The sequence below is a fragment of the Microcella alkaliphila genome (assembly GCF_002355395.1).
GTDB classification, from domain to species: Bacteria; Actinomycetota; Actinomycetes; order Actinomycetales; family Microbacteriaceae; genus Microcella; species Microcella alkaliphila_A.
In genome coordinates, this window is sequence record NZ_AP017315.1 from 853,981 (window position 1) to 869,748 (window position 15,768).

Genomic DNA, 15,768 nt, shown 5'->3' on the forward strand with positions numbered 1-15,768 from the left:
ATCAGAACCCTGCTTCGGGCCCGCCGCGTCTCCTGATCGCGGCGGGCCCGTCGCGTACCCTGGCTTCATGGCGCGACGTACCCCGAGCATCCCCGTCGTCCTGCCCGACGATGCGCCTGCGCAGACTCCGTGGTTTCGCAACCTTCACGTCTCGGGCCTCACCGTCACGGTGCTGATCCTCATCATCGGAGCGCTCGTGGTGCTCGCCCCGAGCCTGCGCGTGCTCGTCGAGCAGCGGCAAGAGCTCGCAGCGCTCGAACAGCGGGTGGCCGAACAGCAGGCTCTCGTCGACGGCCTCGCGACCGAGATCGACCGCTGGCAAGACCCGGCCTTCATCGAGGCGCAGGCGCGCGACCGCCTGCTCTACGTGTACCCAGGCGACATCAGCTATCTCGTGATCGATGACGGGCAGACCATCGAAATCGATCCACTGCAGCCGATCAGCGACGAGCTTCAGACCACCCGGGTCGACTGGAGTCGGGCGGTGCTGCTCAGCGTCATGACCGCCGCCCTCACCGACCGTGAGGCCGACGACCTCGTCGCCCCCATCGTTCAAGGAACCCCGTGAGCCGACCCCCGTTCGAGCCCTTCACCGAGCGTGACGTCGAGCTGGTTTCGGCGCAGCTCAGCCGACCGGCGCGCGACGTCATTGGTATCCCGGCGCGATGCGCATGTGGGGCGCCGACCGTGGTGGCGACGCGTCCACGGCTCAGCAACGGCACGCCGTTCCCGACGCTCTACTACCTGACGCACCCGGCCGCGACGGCGGCCGTCTCGACGCTCGAGGCAAGCGGCATCATGGCCGAGTATTCCCAGCGACTCGTCGACGAGCCCGACTTGGCCGATGCCTACCGCGCCGCGCACGAGCAGTACCTCGCCGATCGCGAGAGCCTGCTTCACGTCGAGGAGGTCGACGGCTACTCGGCGGGCGGCATGCCCACGCGCGTCAAATGCCTGCACGCCCTCATCGGGCATTCCCTCGCGGTCGGCCCCGGCGTCAACCCCATCGGCGATCTCGCCCTCGCCGCCTGCACGTGGAGCCCCGAGGTGTGTCAGTGCGCGCCCGATCAGCGCGGCGCGTAGCCGCCACCGCCGCCCTCGCCCTCCTGGGCGGGGCGCTCAGCGCCGGCGCCGGCGCGATCGCGACCGACGAGCCGGTGGCGGCCACGAGCATCCGTGACCGTGAGTATTGGCTCGACGAGTACGGCATCCGGGGTGCGTGGGCCGCGACCCGGGGCGCCGGTGTGACGATCGCCATCATTGATTCGGGCGTCGACGCGTCGCACCCCGACCTCGGGGGCGTCGTTGTTGGCGGCACCGACGTCAGCGGCATCGGCTCGCCCGATGGCACCCAACCGGTCGGCATCGGCAGCGACCACGGAACGCGCGTCGCAAGCCTTGCCGCCGGTCGCGGGCTTGGCCCCGGCGGGGGAGTGCTGGGGGCTGCCCCCGACGCGAACCTCTTGACGGTCTCGCTCGCGTTCGGCGTCGAGGCCGCCCGCAGTGGCGACGATCAGATCGCCGAGGCCGTGCGGTGGAGCGTCGATCAGGGCGCCGACATCATCTCGCTGTCCCTCACCCGCAACACCGTCGAATGGCCCGAAAGCTGGGACGACGCGTTTGGCTACGCGGAGGCCAACGACGTCGTCGTGATCGCCGCCGCCGGCAACCGCGGCAGCGGCACCGAGCAGGTCGGGGCACCCGCCACCATGCCCGGAGTGCTCGTCGTCGGCGGGGTGAATCGCCAGGGCGTCGCCAGCGACCGAGCCTCGTCACAGGGCATCACGATCGGCGTCATGGCGCCGAGCGAGCAACTCGTCGGAGCCGTGCCGGGCGGCGGCTACGTCATCTGGCAGGGCACGAGCGGCGCGACCCCGATCGTCGCCGGCATCGCGGCGCTTGTCCGCGCCGCCTATCCCGAGCTCGACGCCCCCAATGTCATCCAGCGCATCCTCGCCACGGCTCGCCCGGTCACTGACCGCGTTCCCGACCCCATCTACGGATTCGGGCTCGTGGATGCGCGGGGCGCCGTCTTCGCGGACGTTCCGCGCGTCGACGCGAACCCGCTCGGAACGATTGCCGAGTGGGTCGTCGTCAACCGTCGCGCCGACGGCTCGCTGCCGAGCCTCACCGGCCGGGATGCTCGTGCCCCAATTGCACGCACGGTGCCCGTCGACGTCACGGTCGCCGCCCTCGAAGGGGCGTGGCGGCTGAGTGCGCCGCGCCTCCCGGTGGTGCTGCTCGCCGGTATCACCGGCCTCACCGGGATCGCCGGGCTCGCCCTGCTGACCGCCGGGTTCGTCAGTCGCGCGCGGAGGCAGTAGATTAGGCGGGTTCCCTCACCACCCAAGGAGACGTCAGTCGTGCCCAGAATCGTGATCGTCGGTGGAGGCTACGCCGGTTTCTACACCGCCCTGAAGCTTGAGAAGCACCTCAGCAAGGGCGAGGCAGAAGTCGTCGTCATCGACCCGCTTCCCTACATGACGTATCAGCCGTTCCTGCCCGAGGTTGCTGCCGGCCAGATTGAGCCGCGCCACTCGGTCGTGTCGCACCGTCGTCACCTGAAGAAGACCCGCGTCATCACCGCGAAGGTGTCGGCGGTCAACCACGCGTCGCGCACCGTCACGGTCGAGCCCGAGGTGGGCGACTCGTACGAGCTCGAGTACGACCAGGTGGTCGTCACCGCGGGCTCCGTTTCGCGCACCTTCCCGATTCCGGGTGTCGCCGACGTCGCGATCGGCATGAAGTCCATTGAAGAGGCCGTCGCCGTGCGCGATCGCCTGATCGACAACTTCCACCGCGCGGCGAACCTGCCGGCCGGCCCCGAGCGCGAGCGGCTGCTCACCGTCGTCGTCGTCGGCGGCGGCTTCGCCGGTATTGAGACCTTCGCCGAGCTGCGCGCACTCGCGAGCGCCCTGCTGAAGGACTACCCGCAGCTCACCATCGACGACACCCGCTTCCACCTCATCGAAGCGATGGGCCGCATCATGCCCGAGGTGTCGCTCGAGACGAGCAAGTGGGTGCTGAAGAACCTCGCCCAGCGCGCCGCGACCGTGCACCTCGACACACAACTCACCAGCGCCGTTGACGGCGTCATCGAGCTGTCGACCGGCGAAAGCTTCGAAAGCGACCTCATCATCTGGACGGCTGGCGTCATGGCGAACCCCGTCGTGCGCGGCACCGACTTGCCGCTGGAAGAGCGCGGGCGCATCCGCGCCCAGGCCGATCTCCGCGTCATCGCCGAGGACGGTTCGGTTGTCGACGGCGCGTGGGCAGCGGGCGACGTCGCCGCCGTACCCGACCTCACCGGTGGCGGTGTCGGTGGCTACTGCGTGCCGAACGCTCAGCACGCGGTGCGCCAGGGCAAGCGGCTGGCGAAGAACCTCACTGCCGTGCTGCGCGGCGAAGAGCCCCGTGACTACGTGCACAAGAACCTCGGCGCGGTGGCCGGGCTCGGCCTCGGCTACGGCGTGTTCCAGTCGGGAAAGATCGCCATCAAGGGCTTCCCGGCATGGGTCGCCCACCGTGGCTACCACGGCCTCGCGATCCCCATGTGGGAGCGCAAGATTCGCGTCGTCAACGGCTGGCTCTGGAACCTCTTGCTCGGCCGTGACAACGTCACGCTTTCCGCGCGCGAAGAGCCGCAGAAGTACTTCCGAACGTTTGCCTCGCGCCCGAAGGCATAACCCGCCTCTCTATGCTGGGGTGACGCCCCGGTAGCCCAATGGCAGAGGCAGGCGACTTAAAATCGCCACAGTGTGGGTTCGACCCCCACCCGGGGTACTCTCTGCACGGCGCGGGCCTGGTTCGGCCCGCGGGGTTCGACCCCCACCCGGGGTACTGGCGCAGGCTCGGCTCGACCCAGCGGGTCCACGCCACCATCGCGAGGCAGACGGCGGCGAACGCGACCGCGAAACCGGCGAGGGGAACGATCGGGAAGCTGGGACCCGACACCGCAATGGCGGCGGCGACCGAGGCGGTGACCACCGTCACGACGGCCCACCCGACGCGCGAGATCGCGTACAGGGTGCGCCCCGGGAACGGCCCGACCGGCAGAAGCAGCAGCACGATCGACCCGAATCCGCCGAGGGCGAGGGCGGCGGCCCCCTCGGCGGCCAGGTTCGCCCAGAACCCGTACGCGGGCGACAGCGCGTCATGGATCGCCCAGCCCGCGAGAGCCAGAACCGCCACACCGGCGGGCTGCGCGATCGCGACGCCGGCCCGCGCCGCGCGAGGCACGGCTCCGACGATCGTCGTGGCGACGAGCACGCCGACGAGGATGGGGGGTTGAAGCTCCCACGCGCGTGACAACAGGGCGGTGATGGTGGCCGCCACCAACATCGAGGGCAGTAGCCGCTCGATCACGGTCGCCGAGGTGAATCGCCCGGCGATGCGTGCCGGAATGACGACGGCGATCGCGTTGAGTACGAGCAGTGCTGCGCCGATCCCTGCCATGAGACGCAGGTAGCGCACCTCCAGGTCGATGCCGCCCGACAGTGCCGCGACGAGAGTGGCACCGCCGAGTACGCCGGCCGCGACCAACCACGCGGGAAGGATGGGGCTGCCGTCGTCGACCACACCGCGATTGCGTCCGGTGATGTGGAACCCAGCGGGGCGAAGTCTCGGTAGCGACCCCTGGGTGGCGAGTCGCATCGGCCAGGCCACGAGCAGGAGGTAGCCGATGCCGACGACGATCCCGATGAGCCACCCTCCGCGCTCCCACACCTCGGACGCGGACGGAAGCGATGCGCCGAAGGTTGTCGGGGTTCCCCAGTTGCTCGTCGTTGTCGACGGCGTGGGGCTGCCGGGTCGTAGGGGCTCGGACGGTTCCGCATCGTTGGGGTTGGGAGCGGGGGGTGTGGCGCCGCCGTTCGCGTCCGTCTCGTCGCTACCGTCGGTGTCGGTGTCGGTGTCGGTGTCGGTGTCGGTGTCGGTGGGTGGTTCGGGTGCCTCGGGCGCGTCAGGGTTCGGCGCGGGTGTTCCCGGGGTTCCTGGCGGGGGCGTCGAGGGGGGCGGTGCGGGCGTAGGCGACGGCGAGGCCGTGTCGCCTGGCGCAACCGAAATCGACAGGGGAGAGGTCGGTGCGCTGAAGTTGCCGGCCGCATCGCGCTGCAACGCCCGAATAGACCACTCACCGGGGCCGCCGAGGGCGATGGTGCACTCCCACGCGCCCGAGTCGGTTGCCTCGGTCTGGCAGCGCTGTTCGCCGTCGACGAAGACCTGGATGCTCGCATTCGGCTCCGCGCTACCCGTCACGACCGCGCGCGGCTCGTCAACCTCGCTGCCCGCCTCGGGGCTCGTGACGGTCGGGGGCGACGGCGGGGTGCGGTCGAGCGTCATGGGAACGCCGCCGCTGAACACCGAGAAGTCGGAACTGTCGGGAACGCCCTGGCGGGCCGACACGGTGTACTCGCCCTCGGGAGCATTCTGGCTCGACAGGGCGCACGACCAGAAGCCGTCGGGCAGCACGTTGGGGCAGCCGTGCGTCACGGTGCCGTTGGGCCCCGTCGTCTGCACTTGCACCTGCGCGAAGGGTTGGCCTTGCCCGACCACGCGCCCGGCCGTGATGATGCGACCGCCGTTCGCGGTGACCGTTGGTGGGCCCAAGACCTGCAGGCGAAGGGTCGACTGCTGGGAGGTCTCGTCGTCGAACAGTTGCACGCCGGTGAGGTCGACGATGCCGTTCGGCACGCTGAGCGGGCCGCACGAAAACGACTCCGTTCCGGGGCCAATCTCGCACACCAGATCGCCACCGCGACTGATCCGCAACGCACTGTCGGCATCTTTCGTGCCCGTGAGCTCGACCACGTTCTGTCCGACGAAGACGGAGGCGTCGGTGCCCACATCCCACGCGGTGCTGGCGTGCGCCGGTGCGGCTGGCATGGTGGCCAGCGGTGCCGCGATCGCGAGGGGCGCGATGAGGAGGGCGAGCGTCCGCGGCCGTCGCCAGCGCGCGCCATCAGGGCGCCGGGCAGGCCGCATGGATATCCCCCCTCTCGCCTCTACTCAGGAGTTCGACGGTTCTTCCAGCATTGCGCCTCTGTGGCGTGCCGCGGCGCGCTGTGCACAGCCCGCGCATAGCGGTCACCCTGTCGCCGCGCGGCACCGCGGCCTATGCTGAGACCATGGAATTCCTCATCGTCGTTGGCGTGATCCTCGTTCTCGCGATCATCGCGGGCATTTACCTCTGGGCGACGTACAACGCTCTCGTGACGCTGAACGTGCGCGTCGACGAGGCGTGGAGCGACATCACGGTGCAGCTGAAGCGCCGCGCCGACCTGCTGCCGAACCTCATCGAGGCGGTGAAGGGCTACGCCGCCCACGAGAAGCAGGTCTTCGAGAACGTCACCCGAGCCCGCGCCGAGACGCTGAGCGCTCAAGGGCCCGCCGAGGCGAGCGCCGCCGAGAACCACATGCAGCAGGCGCTGAAGAGCATCTTCGCGGTCGCGGAGGCGTACCCGCAGTTGCAGGCCAGCCAGAACTTCCTTCAGCTGCAGGGCGAGCTCGTCGACACGGAAGACAAGATCCAGGCGTCGCGCCGCTTCTACAACGGCGGCGTGCGCGAGCTCAACGTCAAGATCAAGCAGTTCCCGAACACACTCTTCGTGCGCAGCCTCGGCTTCACCGAACGCGACTTCTTCGAGGTCGCCGACGCGGCCGCCATCGCCGAGCCGCCCCGGGTACAGTTCTGACCAGCCTGATCGACTCATTCCCGGCCTTCCAGGAGGGCTGACACGTGTATCGCGCCATTGCGGCGAACAAGCGCAAGACGGTGGTCATCATCGTGCTGTTCGTCATCTTCATCGGGCTCATCGCCCTCGTGTTCGACTACGCCTACGGCAGCGGGCTGACAATTACGATCGGCACGCTGATCGGGGCGACCGTCTACGTGCTCATCCAATACTTCTCCGCCGGATCGCAGGCCCTCGCGATGGCGGGGGCACGCCAGATCCAGAAGGCCGACAACCCGCGCCTGTACCGCATCGTCGAAAACCTTGCGATCACCGAGGGCATGCCGATGCCCAAGGTCTACATCGTCGACGACCCGGCGCCCAACGCGTTCGCGACCGGTCGCGATCCGCAGCACGCCTCGGTCGCCGCGACGACCGGTCTGCTCGAGATCATGACCGACCGCGAACTGAACGGGGTCATGGCGCACGAGATCGGTCACGTGAAGAACTACGACATTCGCGTCTCGACGATCGTGTTCGGCCTCGTCGTCTTCGTCGGCTTTCTCACCGACATCCTCTTGCGCATGGCATTCTTCGGGGGCAGTCGCAACAACGGCGGAAACCCCATCGTTTTGGTGCTGGGGCTCGCGGCCATGATCATCGCGCCGCTCACGGCCGCCGCCATCCAGGCCGCCGTGTCCCGCCAGCGCGAGTACCTCGCCGACGCGACCGGAGCGCTCGCCACCCGCGACCCCGAAGCGCTCGCGAGTGCCCTGCAGAAGCTCGGCGACTACGCGCGGCCGATGAAACGTCAGAACTCGACGATGGCGCACCTGTGGATCAGCGACCCGATGAAGCCGGGCGTCATCGACCGCATGTTCGCCAGCCACCCGCCGATCCCCGATCGCGTCAAGCGGCTCATCGAGAACTCGGCGCGCTTCTAGCCCTCTCGGGCGACGGATGCGCGAATCGCCTCGATCGCGTTTCCCCAGTCGGCGACGACCACACCCCCGAGCCCCTGCCACTGCGCGGCCCGCGTCAGCACGGGCGCAACCCGCTCGGCCATGGAGCCGGGGTCGACCCCCTCCTCGGCCCAGGCCGACTGGACGCGGAGCACCCCGGCCTGTCGGTCGCTCTTCAGGTCGATGCGGCCGACGACGTCGTCATCAATGAGCACGGGCAGCGAGTAGTAGCCGAACTGCCGCTTCGGCGCGGGCGTGTAGATCTCGATGCGGTAGTGAAAGTCGAATAGTCGCTCGGTGCGCGGCCGGAACCACACGACGGGATCGAAGGGCGACAGCAGTGCGGTCGTCTCGATCCGGCGGGGGACGCGCGCGCCAGCCCAGCGGTAGGCGGGTTCGGGACGCGAGCCGCGCATCCAGCCATCGACCGTGACGGGCTCGACGAGACCGTCATCGACGAGCGAACGCAGCGCGGTTTGCGTCGGCGCGATCTTCAGGCGGTGGTAGTCGGCGATGTCGGCCACCGTGCCGACGCCGAGGGCGCGCACGCTGCGGGCGACGAGCTCGCGCTCGGCCTCGGCACGCGGAACCGCGAGCTCGTGCAGCTCGGTGAGACCGACGTGCTCGGGCAGCGCGTACACCCGTGAGAACCCGCGCCGACCGGCGCTCACCACGTCGCCGAAGGCGAACAGGGATTCCAACCCGAGCTTCACGTCGCTCCAGCCCCACCAGGGGCCCCGGCGTACGGCTGCGTCGTGCTCGACGTCACTGACCGTCATCGGCCCGTTCGCCGCGAGCTCGTCGAGCAGCCAGCGCATCATTCGAGGGTTCTTGCTCACCCACCCGTCGCGCGCGTGGTACTTCTGGCGCAGTGCCTCGCGCTTCCACTGCCACAGCGGCCAGTCGTCGCGGCGAATGAGCGCCGCCTCGTGCGCCCAGTACTCGAGGTAGCGGCCGCGGCGTGCGAACACCAGTCGATCGAGCGCGCTCATGTCATAGGCGCCGAGCCGGGCGAACAACGGGAGGTAGTGCGAGCGCGCGAACACATTCACGCTGTCGAGCTGGAGCACCTGCAGACGGTCAACGGCGGAACTCAGCGTGCGCGCCGACACGGCCGACGACTGGGCTCGATCGAACCCCTGGGCTGCGAGCGCGAGGCGGCGCGCCTCGGCGCGGCTGAGCTGGTCCACACGGCAACGCTAGTGCCGACCCCGGACGAGCGCGCATGCCCGAGAGGGCATGCGCGCGGCCACGAGCATCCTGAGCCTGCTCGTAGACTGGCCGAATGTTCCGTCGATTGCGAAGCCCGGAGACGCCGGCGTTCAGCGCTGAGTCCACGGTCTCGCCGGGCATGCGCATTGCGGCCGCATGGTCGTGGCGGTTCCTCGTGGTCGCGGGTGCGATTGCGATCCTGATCTTCCTGGTGATCCAGCTGCGGCTGCTCATCATTCCGCTGCTGATCGGGGTGCTGCTCGCCGCGCTGCTGCAGCCATTCTCAGGCCTGTTGCAGCGCAGGCTGCGCTTTCCGAAGTGGCTCGCGGTCATCACCGCCATGCTCACGCTTCTCGGCACGGTCACCGGGTTGGTGTGGCTCGTCGTGTCCGAGATTCGAGCGGGGTATGCCTCGATCGAGGCGCGCGCGATCGAGCGCTACGACGAACTCATCGTGTGGGCAACCGACACCTTCGGCCTCAGCGAAAACACCATCAGCGACTGGATCGCGAACGCGATCGACGAACTCGAGATCGACCCCGACTTCCTGCTGTCCGGCGCCCTGTCGGTCGGATCGACCGCCGCCGAGGTGGCGACCGGCGCGATCCTCGCGCTCTTCGCCCTGCTGTTCTTCCTCATCGATGGCCCCCGCATTTGGCGGTTCATCGTGCGACTCTTCCCGAAGCCGGCGCGGGTGCCGGTCGACGGTGCCGGCAAGGCGGGCTGGCTGACGCTCAGCAACTTCGCCAAGGTGCAGATCTTCGTCGCCTTCGTCGACGCGGTCGGTATCGGCCTCGGCGCGCTGATTCTGCAGTTGCCGCTTGCCCTGCCGATCGCGGTCGCCGTCTTCCTCGGAAGCTTTGTGCCCATCGTCGGCGCCGTCGTCACCGGGGCGCTCGCGGTCTTCATCGCGCTCGTCTACTACGACATCGTGATCGCCCTCATCATGCTTGCCATCGTGCTCCTCGTGCAGCAGGTCGAGTCGAATGTCCTGCAGCCGCTCGTGATGGGTCAGGCGGTCAAGGTTCACCCCCTCGCCGTCGTGCTCGCGGTCGCCGCCGGCGGCTTCCTCGCGGGAATACCGGGCATCCTGTTCGCGGTGCCCATCGCGGCCGTGCTGAACGTGGTGGTCCGCTACCTGGCGAGCGGCGCCTGGCGCGAGCACCCTGACCCCGAACTGGCAGACATCTTGCCGCCTGAACCGGAGTCGCCTGCCAGTGACTATGAACCCGCCGATAGGAAGGCCGACGAATGACGCACGAGCTCACGATCGCCGGCCCCACGCTCGAGGAGGTCGAGCGGGCGCGCACCACTCTGACTGGCGTGGTCGACGTGACGCCGATGGAGTCATCGCACTATCTGAGCCGCGTGCTCGGGCAGCCCGTCTTCATGAAGTGCGAGAACCTGCAGCGCACCGGCTCGTACAAGATCCGTGGCGCGTACAACCGCATCTCGTCGCTGAGCGACGACGAGAAGGCGCGTGGCGTGGTCGCCGCGTCGGCCGGTAACCACGCCCAAGGCGTGGCGTTCGCCGCGCGCGAGCTTGGCATCCCAGCCACCATCTTCATGCCCATCGGCGTCGCCCTGCCGAAGCTCGCCGCCACGCGCGACTACGGCGCCGACGTCGTGTTGCGCGGGCACACCGTCGCGGAACCCCTGAAGGCCGCCGCTGAGCACGCGGAGCGCACCGGTGCCGTCTACATCCCGCCGTTCGACCATCCCGATGTCGTCGCCGGTCAGGGCACGCTCGGGCTCGAGGTGCTCGATCAGGTGCCCGACCTCGCGACCGTGGTTGTTCCCATCGGCGGGGGAGGTCTCATCTCGGGCATGGCCTCGGTTCTGAAGCAGCGGGCCGCCGCGCTCGGCCGAGAGATTCGCGTGATCGGGGTGCAGGCGGTCAACGCCGCCGCATACCCCGTCTCGCTCGCCGCGGGCGCTCCGACCGAAATCACGATCAGCCCGACCATCGCCGACGGGATCGCGGTCTCGAAGCCCGGCAAGCTGAACTTCGCGATCATCAAGGACACCGTCGACGATGTCGTCACGGTCGACGACGACGACATCGCGCGCGCCATGCTCGTGCTGCTCGAGCGCGCCAAGCTCGTCGTTGAGCCGGCCGGTGCCGTCGGTGTCGCGGCGATCCTCACTGGCAAGGTTCGGGCGACCGGGCCCACCGTCGTGATGCTGTCCGGCGGCAACATCGACCCGCTCATCATGGAGCGCGTGATTAGCCACGGACTGGCGGCCAGCGAACGCTACCTGAAGTTGCGCATCCCGCTGCCCGACCGGCCAGGGCAGCTCGCGCGCACCAGCGAAATCGTCGCGGCGCAGAACGCCAACGTCGTCGAGGTGCTGCACACCCGCCACGGCACCGGGCTCGCGATCAGCCAGGTCGAACTCGAGCTACACATCGAAACCCGCGGCCCCGAGCACGCCGAACAGGTGCTGGGCGCGCTTCGGGCCGAGGGTTATGAACCGCGCGTCGACTTTTAACGCACACGCGACGCGCTAGGGCGCGTAGGTCTCGACCTCGACGATCGTGACCTCGATGCTCTTTCCGTTCGGCGCCTCGTAGCGCACCGTGTCGCCGACTTTGGCGCCGTTGATCGCCTGGCCCAACGGGCTCGCCTCACTGAACACATCGAGGTCGCTGCCGTCGGCGAGAATCTCGCGGCTGCCGAGCAGGAACTTTTCGTCGTCGCCGAGAATCGTCGCCGTGATCACCGTGCCGGGGCGGACGACACCGTCTGCTTCGGGGGCGTCGCCGACGGATGCGTTCTTGAGCAGTTCGGTCAGCGTGCGGATGCGCGCCTCGATCTTGCCCTGCTCGTCTTTCGCAGCGTGGTAGCCGCCGTTCTCCTTGAGGTCGCCCTCGTCGCGCGCCGCCTCGATGCGCTTGGCGATCTCGGCGCGGCCCGTCGTCGACAGGTGCTCGAGCTCGGACTGCAGCCGGTCGTACGCGTCCTGGGTGAGCCACTGGGTGGTGCCACTGGTGTCGCTCATGAAGTGCCTCCTGATGCGAAACAGAACCGGCCGCTGACGCGGCCGGTTCCGAGATCGATTCGGGAAAGACTACGGGAGCCAACAACCGTACGGCAAACCCGTCACAGCCTGCTCCGAGGTGCGCAGCGTTTCGGTGAAGGTGCGGGTGCGCTGGTCCGAGGCGCCGAGGTCGAGGACCCGCCACCCCACGATGCCAAAGTTCTCGTTGAGGGCTTGGACGGCGCAGGAGACGTCGGTGCCCGGGTCGACCGAGACTTCCCACGCGACCGTGATGCTCGTCTCCGTCACCTCGGCAAAGCCCAACTCGCGCACCTCGAGGGTGGCGTTTGTGCCCGAGAGTCCGCCCCAGACAACCCACGACCCAAAGACGATCGTGAAGATGATGCCGCCGATGATCAGGATACGCCGGGTGCGTCGGTCCTCATTGGGGCTGCGGCCGTAGCGCTCATCGAGGCGCTGCTGCACGGTCATGGGGTTCGCTGTGCCCTCTCGGTGTTCGCTCTGGCGCGGGGGATACGCTGGGTGTTCCCAGGGTAGGGGCCGATCCTGTGCAGCCCCTCCCGGCCGGCGCGCGATCGACGCGTCGATCCCGTTGTCTGTCAAGGAGCGCATCCGCCGTGTTCTGGTCCGTTATCTCCCGACTGCCTGAGGGCCTCGGGCCGAACCCCATCGACGACCCGCTCATCCCGCCGTTCCAGGGCGACCCGAACACGGTCACGCCCGGGGTTGCCGGGTTTTTCGCGATCTTCTTCGTCGCCGTCGCGTCGATCTTCATCATCGTCGACATGTCGCGGCGCATCCGCCGGGTGCGTTACCGCGGCGAGGTGCGTGAGCGCCTCGAGGCCGAGCGACTCGCCGCCGAGCAGGCAGAGGCAGGCGAGCTCGCGCCCGATGTGACCCCCGCCGACTCAGCCGGCGTTGAAGGGCGGGTTGATCGAGACCAGTAGCGTCGCGGTCCAGTGGCAGAGGAACGCCACGACGGTGAGCGCGTGGAAGATCTCGTGGAAGCCGAACACGCCCGGAATCGGGTTGGGCTTCTTCATGCCATAGATGATCGCGCCGGCGGTGTAGGCGAGGCCACCGGCGACGATCAGCACCATCATCGCCACGTTCGCGGCGACAAGGTCGCCGATGTAGAGCACAGCGGCCCAGCCGAGCAGCAGGTACAGCGGAACGTAGACCCAGCGCGGAGCGGTGATCCAGAACACGCGGAATCCGATTCCGAGCAGCGCCCCCGACCAGACGAGTACGAGCAGAATGAGCCCCTTGTCGAGGGGGAGTGCGAGCAGCGATAGGGGCGTATACGTTCCGGCGATCAGCAAGAAGATGTTCGCATGGTCGAGCCGCTTCAGCAGCACCCGCATGCGGTCGCTCCAGGTGAAGCGGTGATACGTCGCCGAAATGCCGAACAGCAGCAGTGAGCTCAAGACGAAGACCGCGCTCGACCAGCGAGCCATCGGGCCGTCACCGAGAGCCACGAGCACGAGGCCGAGGACGATGGCGAGCGGAAAAGTGCCGGCATGGATCCATCCCCGCCAGGTCGGCTTCTTTTCGCCCGCGCGATAGTCGATCGAGTCGTCCAGCAGGGGGATGTTCGGGATGTGCGCTCCCGGCTCGCGCTCGACGGATTCGGGCGTCGCGTTATCGCGGTCCGTGGACGGACCCTGCGGGGTGGCGGTCATACGTTGATGCTACGTCGCGCGGATGTGTGCCCCCGGTCCGCTTGGACGACCGCCACAACCCATGCGCCGTGGACTACCGTAGGGCTGTGCGTTCGACGCGAACTCTCGCGGGGCGCGGGCCCCTCTACCGCCTCTACATGGGTCGGCTGCGCCGTCAGCTGGCGGGTACGACGCACCCGCATCACGTGGCGATGATCATCGACGGCAATCGCCGCTGGGCGCGCCAGTGGGGCGGCAGTACGGAACACGGACACCGGGCGGGCGCCGTCAAGGTGCGCGAGTTCCTCGAGTGGTGTGACGACGCGGACATCAAGGTCGTCACCCTCTATCTGCTCTCGGCCGACAACCTGTCGGGCCGCGACAGCGACGAGCTGGCCGCGCTGACCCAGATCATCGCCGAGCTGGCCGACGAGCTGTCGGGCGTGCGCGACTGGCGGGTCCACCACGTGGGCAGCCGCGACGGCTTGCCGGCGGAGCTGTGCGCGGCGCTCGAGCGCGCCTCGAATGCGACGGAACAGCATCCCGGTCTGCATGTGAACCTCGCCGTCGGGTACGGCGGTCGCCGCGAGATCGTCGAGGCGGTGCGGCGCATCATTCAGGGGCACTCGGCGGGCGGGGGGTCCCTCGACGACCTGGCCGAGAAGGTCACCCCCGACCACATCGCCGAGCACCTGTACACGGGCGGGCAACCTGACCCCGACCTCGTGATCCGCACCTCCGGTGAACAGCGCCTCAGCGACTTCATGCTGTGGCAGAGCGCGCACAGCGAGTTCTACTTCGTCGAGGCCCTCGGGCCCGATCTGCGTGAGGTCGACTTCCTGCGCGCGCTGCGCGACTTTTCGAGGCGCCAGCGGCGCTTTGGACAGTGACGAGCACACGAGAAGTCTCACTGCACACCCCAACGAAAGGCGACACGATGCCGACGCTCGATGAGTACGCTGCCGAGTTCACCGACGAACCCGGCTACCTCGACTTCGCCACGGTGGCTCCGATCGGCGAGGCAGCTATGGGCGAGGAGCGGGCGCAGTCCCTGTTGTTGTCGAACGCCCGCTTCGGCTCGCTGACGGCGATCGTCGACCAGGAAGACCGGGTGGATGCGGCCATCGCCGCCCTGCTCGACATCGAACCCGAACAGGTCGTCTTCCAGCCGTCGACGTCCCAGGCGCTCATGCACGTCGCGTTCGGGCTCACCGGTGGCATCGCCCTGTCGACGAGCGAGCATCCGGCGACCTCGTACGCGGTCGCTCGGGCCTCCGACGCTCTGGGCGTGCTGCAGGCCACCCGCTTCACCCCCGACCACGAGCGGGTGACCCCTGCATCGATCGCGGATGCCCTCACCGGCTCCATCGCGGCCGTCGCGGTCAGCGCCGTCGACGACCGAACGGGGCACCTCGTCGACCTCGACGGTATCCGCCAGGTGATTGGCGACCGGCTCCTCATCGTCGATGCGAGCCAGGCGCTCGGTGTCGTCGATGCGCCGTGGCAGGTGGCAGACGTTGTCGTTGGTACAGGTCGCACGTGGCTCCGGGCCGGCTACGGTACCGGCTTCCTCGCGCTCAGCGACCGCGCTGCCGAACAGCTCGTGCCGGTGTGGTCCGGCTGGCTGGCGGCGGCGGGCGACCACGGCGATGATCGCACCGATCAGGTCTCACCCCCAGTGAGCGGGGCGCGGGCGTACCGCGTCGGATACGCCGACCCCACCGCCCAGGCGCGTTTGGCGGGCGCTGCGGAGGAGGTCGCCCTGGTCGGCGTCGGTGCGATCCGCGAGCGGGTGCTCGCGACGTGTGCTCAGATCATCGAGTTGGCCGACTTCGCAGGGCTCAGCGTGCTGTCGCCGCGCGACGACGCCGAGCGCGCGGGCATCGTCGTCATCGAGCCACCGCGCGGCGCGGTCACGGCGCTCACCGCGGCCCTGCACAACCACGGCATCACCGCCGCCAGGATCGGTGGGGCGGTGCGCCTGTCGGCCCACGTGTCCACGCGCGACGACACGCTCGACCTCCTGCGCCTCGCCTGTGCCGAGTTTCAGAACATGACGGTCGCGTGAACGCGCGCGTGTTCTCGCGTGTCGTTCCCGCGCATCCCTCGCGTCGGGCGTAGCGTCAGCGGCATCGGGCACCGCGCCCGATCGAGACGGCCGGACGCTCGTCTCGCGAGCCCCCGGCCGACCTCGTAGAACTGGTTCCGGGTGCGCCGGAGGTGCCCCGGGGATGGAGCACCGTGGCCGCGACTCGCACC

The 15,768-nt window shown here is 68.9% G+C and carries 15 protein-coding genes and 1 tRNA gene; 12 read left to right on the forward strand and 4 right to left on the reverse strand.

Annotated features, from left to right (window positions below):
• Positions 1-67: 67 nt before the first annotated feature.
• The 7 genes from CPY97_RS04120 to CPY97_RS04160 all read left to right on the forward strand — a co-directional run bounded on the left by CPY97_RS04120 (position 68) and on the right by CPY97_RS04160 (position 7,615).
• Positions 68-568: an FtsB family cell division protein gene (locus CPY97_RS04120; protein ID WP_096420909.1), complete on the forward strand. Its 501-nt coding sequence runs from the start codon at positions 68-70 to the stop codon at positions 566-568.
• The gene (locus CPY97_RS04125) at positions 565-1,083 is read left to right on the forward strand and encodes a DUF501 domain-containing protein (protein ID WP_096420910.1); all 519 of its coding nucleotides are present in this window, start codon (positions 565-567) and stop codon (positions 1,081-1,083) included. Before CPY97_RS04120 ends, CPY97_RS04125 begins: the two co-directional genes overlap by 4 nt.
• Positions 1,056-2,324, forward strand: coding sequence for a S8 family peptidase (locus CPY97_RS04130; protein ID WP_096420911.1), 1,269 nt, complete (start codon positions 1,056-1,058; stop codon positions 2,322-2,324). The genes CPY97_RS04125 and CPY97_RS04130 overlap by 28 nt, the downstream gene beginning before the upstream one ends.
• A 39-nt stretch (positions 2,325-2,363) precedes the next feature.
• Positions 2,364-3,686: an NAD(P)/FAD-dependent oxidoreductase gene (locus CPY97_RS04135; RefSeq protein ID WP_096420912.1), complete on the forward strand. Its 1,323-nt coding sequence runs from the start codon at positions 2,364-2,366 to the stop codon at positions 3,684-3,686.
• A gap of 24 nt (positions 3,687-3,710) precedes the next feature.
• A tRNA-Leu gene (locus CPY97_RS04140) sits at positions 3,711-3,783 on the forward strand.
• A 2,342-nt stretch (positions 3,784-6,125) separates the two neighbouring features.
• Positions 6,126-6,692, forward strand: a complete 567-nt coding sequence (locus tag CPY97_RS04155; RefSeq protein WP_096420915.1) for a LemA family protein — start codon at positions 6,126-6,128, stop codon at positions 6,690-6,692.
• A gap of 44 nt (positions 6,693-6,736) precedes the next feature.
• Entirely contained in the window at positions 6,737-7,615 is an 879-nt protein-coding gene (locus CPY97_RS04160; RefSeq protein ID WP_096420916.1) for a M48 family metalloprotease, read from the forward strand.
• On the opposite strand, the gene CPY97_RS04165 is transcribed toward CPY97_RS04160, so the two are convergent.
• On the reverse strand, positions 7,612-8,823 hold the full coding sequence (locus tag CPY97_RS04165; RefSeq protein WP_096420917.1) for a winged helix-turn-helix domain-containing protein: 1,212 nt from the start codon (positions 8,821-8,823) through the stop codon (positions 7,612-7,614). The two genes, CPY97_RS04160 and CPY97_RS04165, sit on opposite strands and share 4 nt — an antisense overlap.
• A gap of 95 nt (positions 8,824-8,918) precedes the next feature.
• On the opposite strand from CPY97_RS04165, the gene CPY97_RS04170 reads away from it, so the two are divergent.
• Entirely contained in the window at positions 8,919-10,100 is a 1,182-nt protein-coding gene (locus CPY97_RS04170) for an AI-2E family transporter (RefSeq protein ID WP_096420918.1), read from the forward strand.
• Positions 10,097-11,338, forward strand: coding sequence for a threonine ammonia-lyase (ilvA, locus tag CPY97_RS04175; protein ID WP_096420919.1), 1,242 nt, complete (start codon positions 10,097-10,099; stop codon positions 11,336-11,338). Before CPY97_RS04170 ends, ilvA begins: the two co-directional genes overlap by 4 nt.
• Before the next feature lie 15 nt (positions 11,339-11,353).
• Here the strand turns inward: ilvA and greA are convergent, their stop codons facing one another.
• Both greA and CPY97_RS04185 read right to left on the reverse strand, forming a co-directional pair.
• Complete coding sequence (gene greA, locus CPY97_RS04180) at positions 11,354-11,848, reverse strand: transcription elongation factor GreA (RefSeq protein ID WP_096420920.1); 495 nt, start codon at positions 11,846-11,848, stop codon at positions 11,354-11,356.
• A gap of 69 nt (positions 11,849-11,917) precedes the next feature.
• On the reverse strand, positions 11,918-12,319 hold the full coding sequence (locus tag CPY97_RS04185) for a DUF4307 domain-containing protein (RefSeq protein WP_096420921.1): 402 nt from the start codon (positions 12,317-12,319) through the stop codon (positions 11,918-11,920).
• Positions 12,320-12,465: 146 nt separating this feature from the next.
• Between CPY97_RS04185 and CPY97_RS04190 the strand changes: the two genes are divergently transcribed.
• The gene (locus tag CPY97_RS04190; protein ID WP_096420922.1) at positions 12,466-12,795 is read left to right on the forward strand and encodes a hypothetical protein; all 330 of its coding nucleotides are present in this window, start codon (positions 12,466-12,468) and stop codon (positions 12,793-12,795) included.
• Here the strand turns inward: CPY97_RS04190 and trhA are convergent.
• Entirely contained in the window at positions 12,757-13,530 is a 774-nt protein-coding gene (trhA, locus tag CPY97_RS04195) for a PAQR family membrane homeostasis protein TrhA (protein WP_096420923.1), read from the reverse strand. The two genes, CPY97_RS04190 and trhA, sit on opposite strands and share 39 nt — an antisense overlap.
• Before the next feature lie 86 nt (positions 13,531-13,616).
• Between trhA and CPY97_RS04200 the strand changes: the two genes are divergently transcribed.
• Complete coding sequence (locus tag CPY97_RS04200) at positions 13,617-14,399, forward strand: isoprenyl transferase (protein ID WP_269457839.1); 783 nt, start codon at positions 13,617-13,619, stop codon at positions 14,397-14,399.
• A 47-nt stretch (positions 14,400-14,446) separates the two neighbouring features.
• Positions 14,447-15,577, forward strand: coding sequence for an aminotransferase class V-fold PLP-dependent enzyme (locus CPY97_RS04205; RefSeq protein ID WP_231924031.1), 1,131 nt, complete (start codon positions 14,447-14,449; stop codon positions 15,575-15,577).
• The last annotated feature ends 191 nt before the right edge of the window (positions 15,578-15,768 follow it).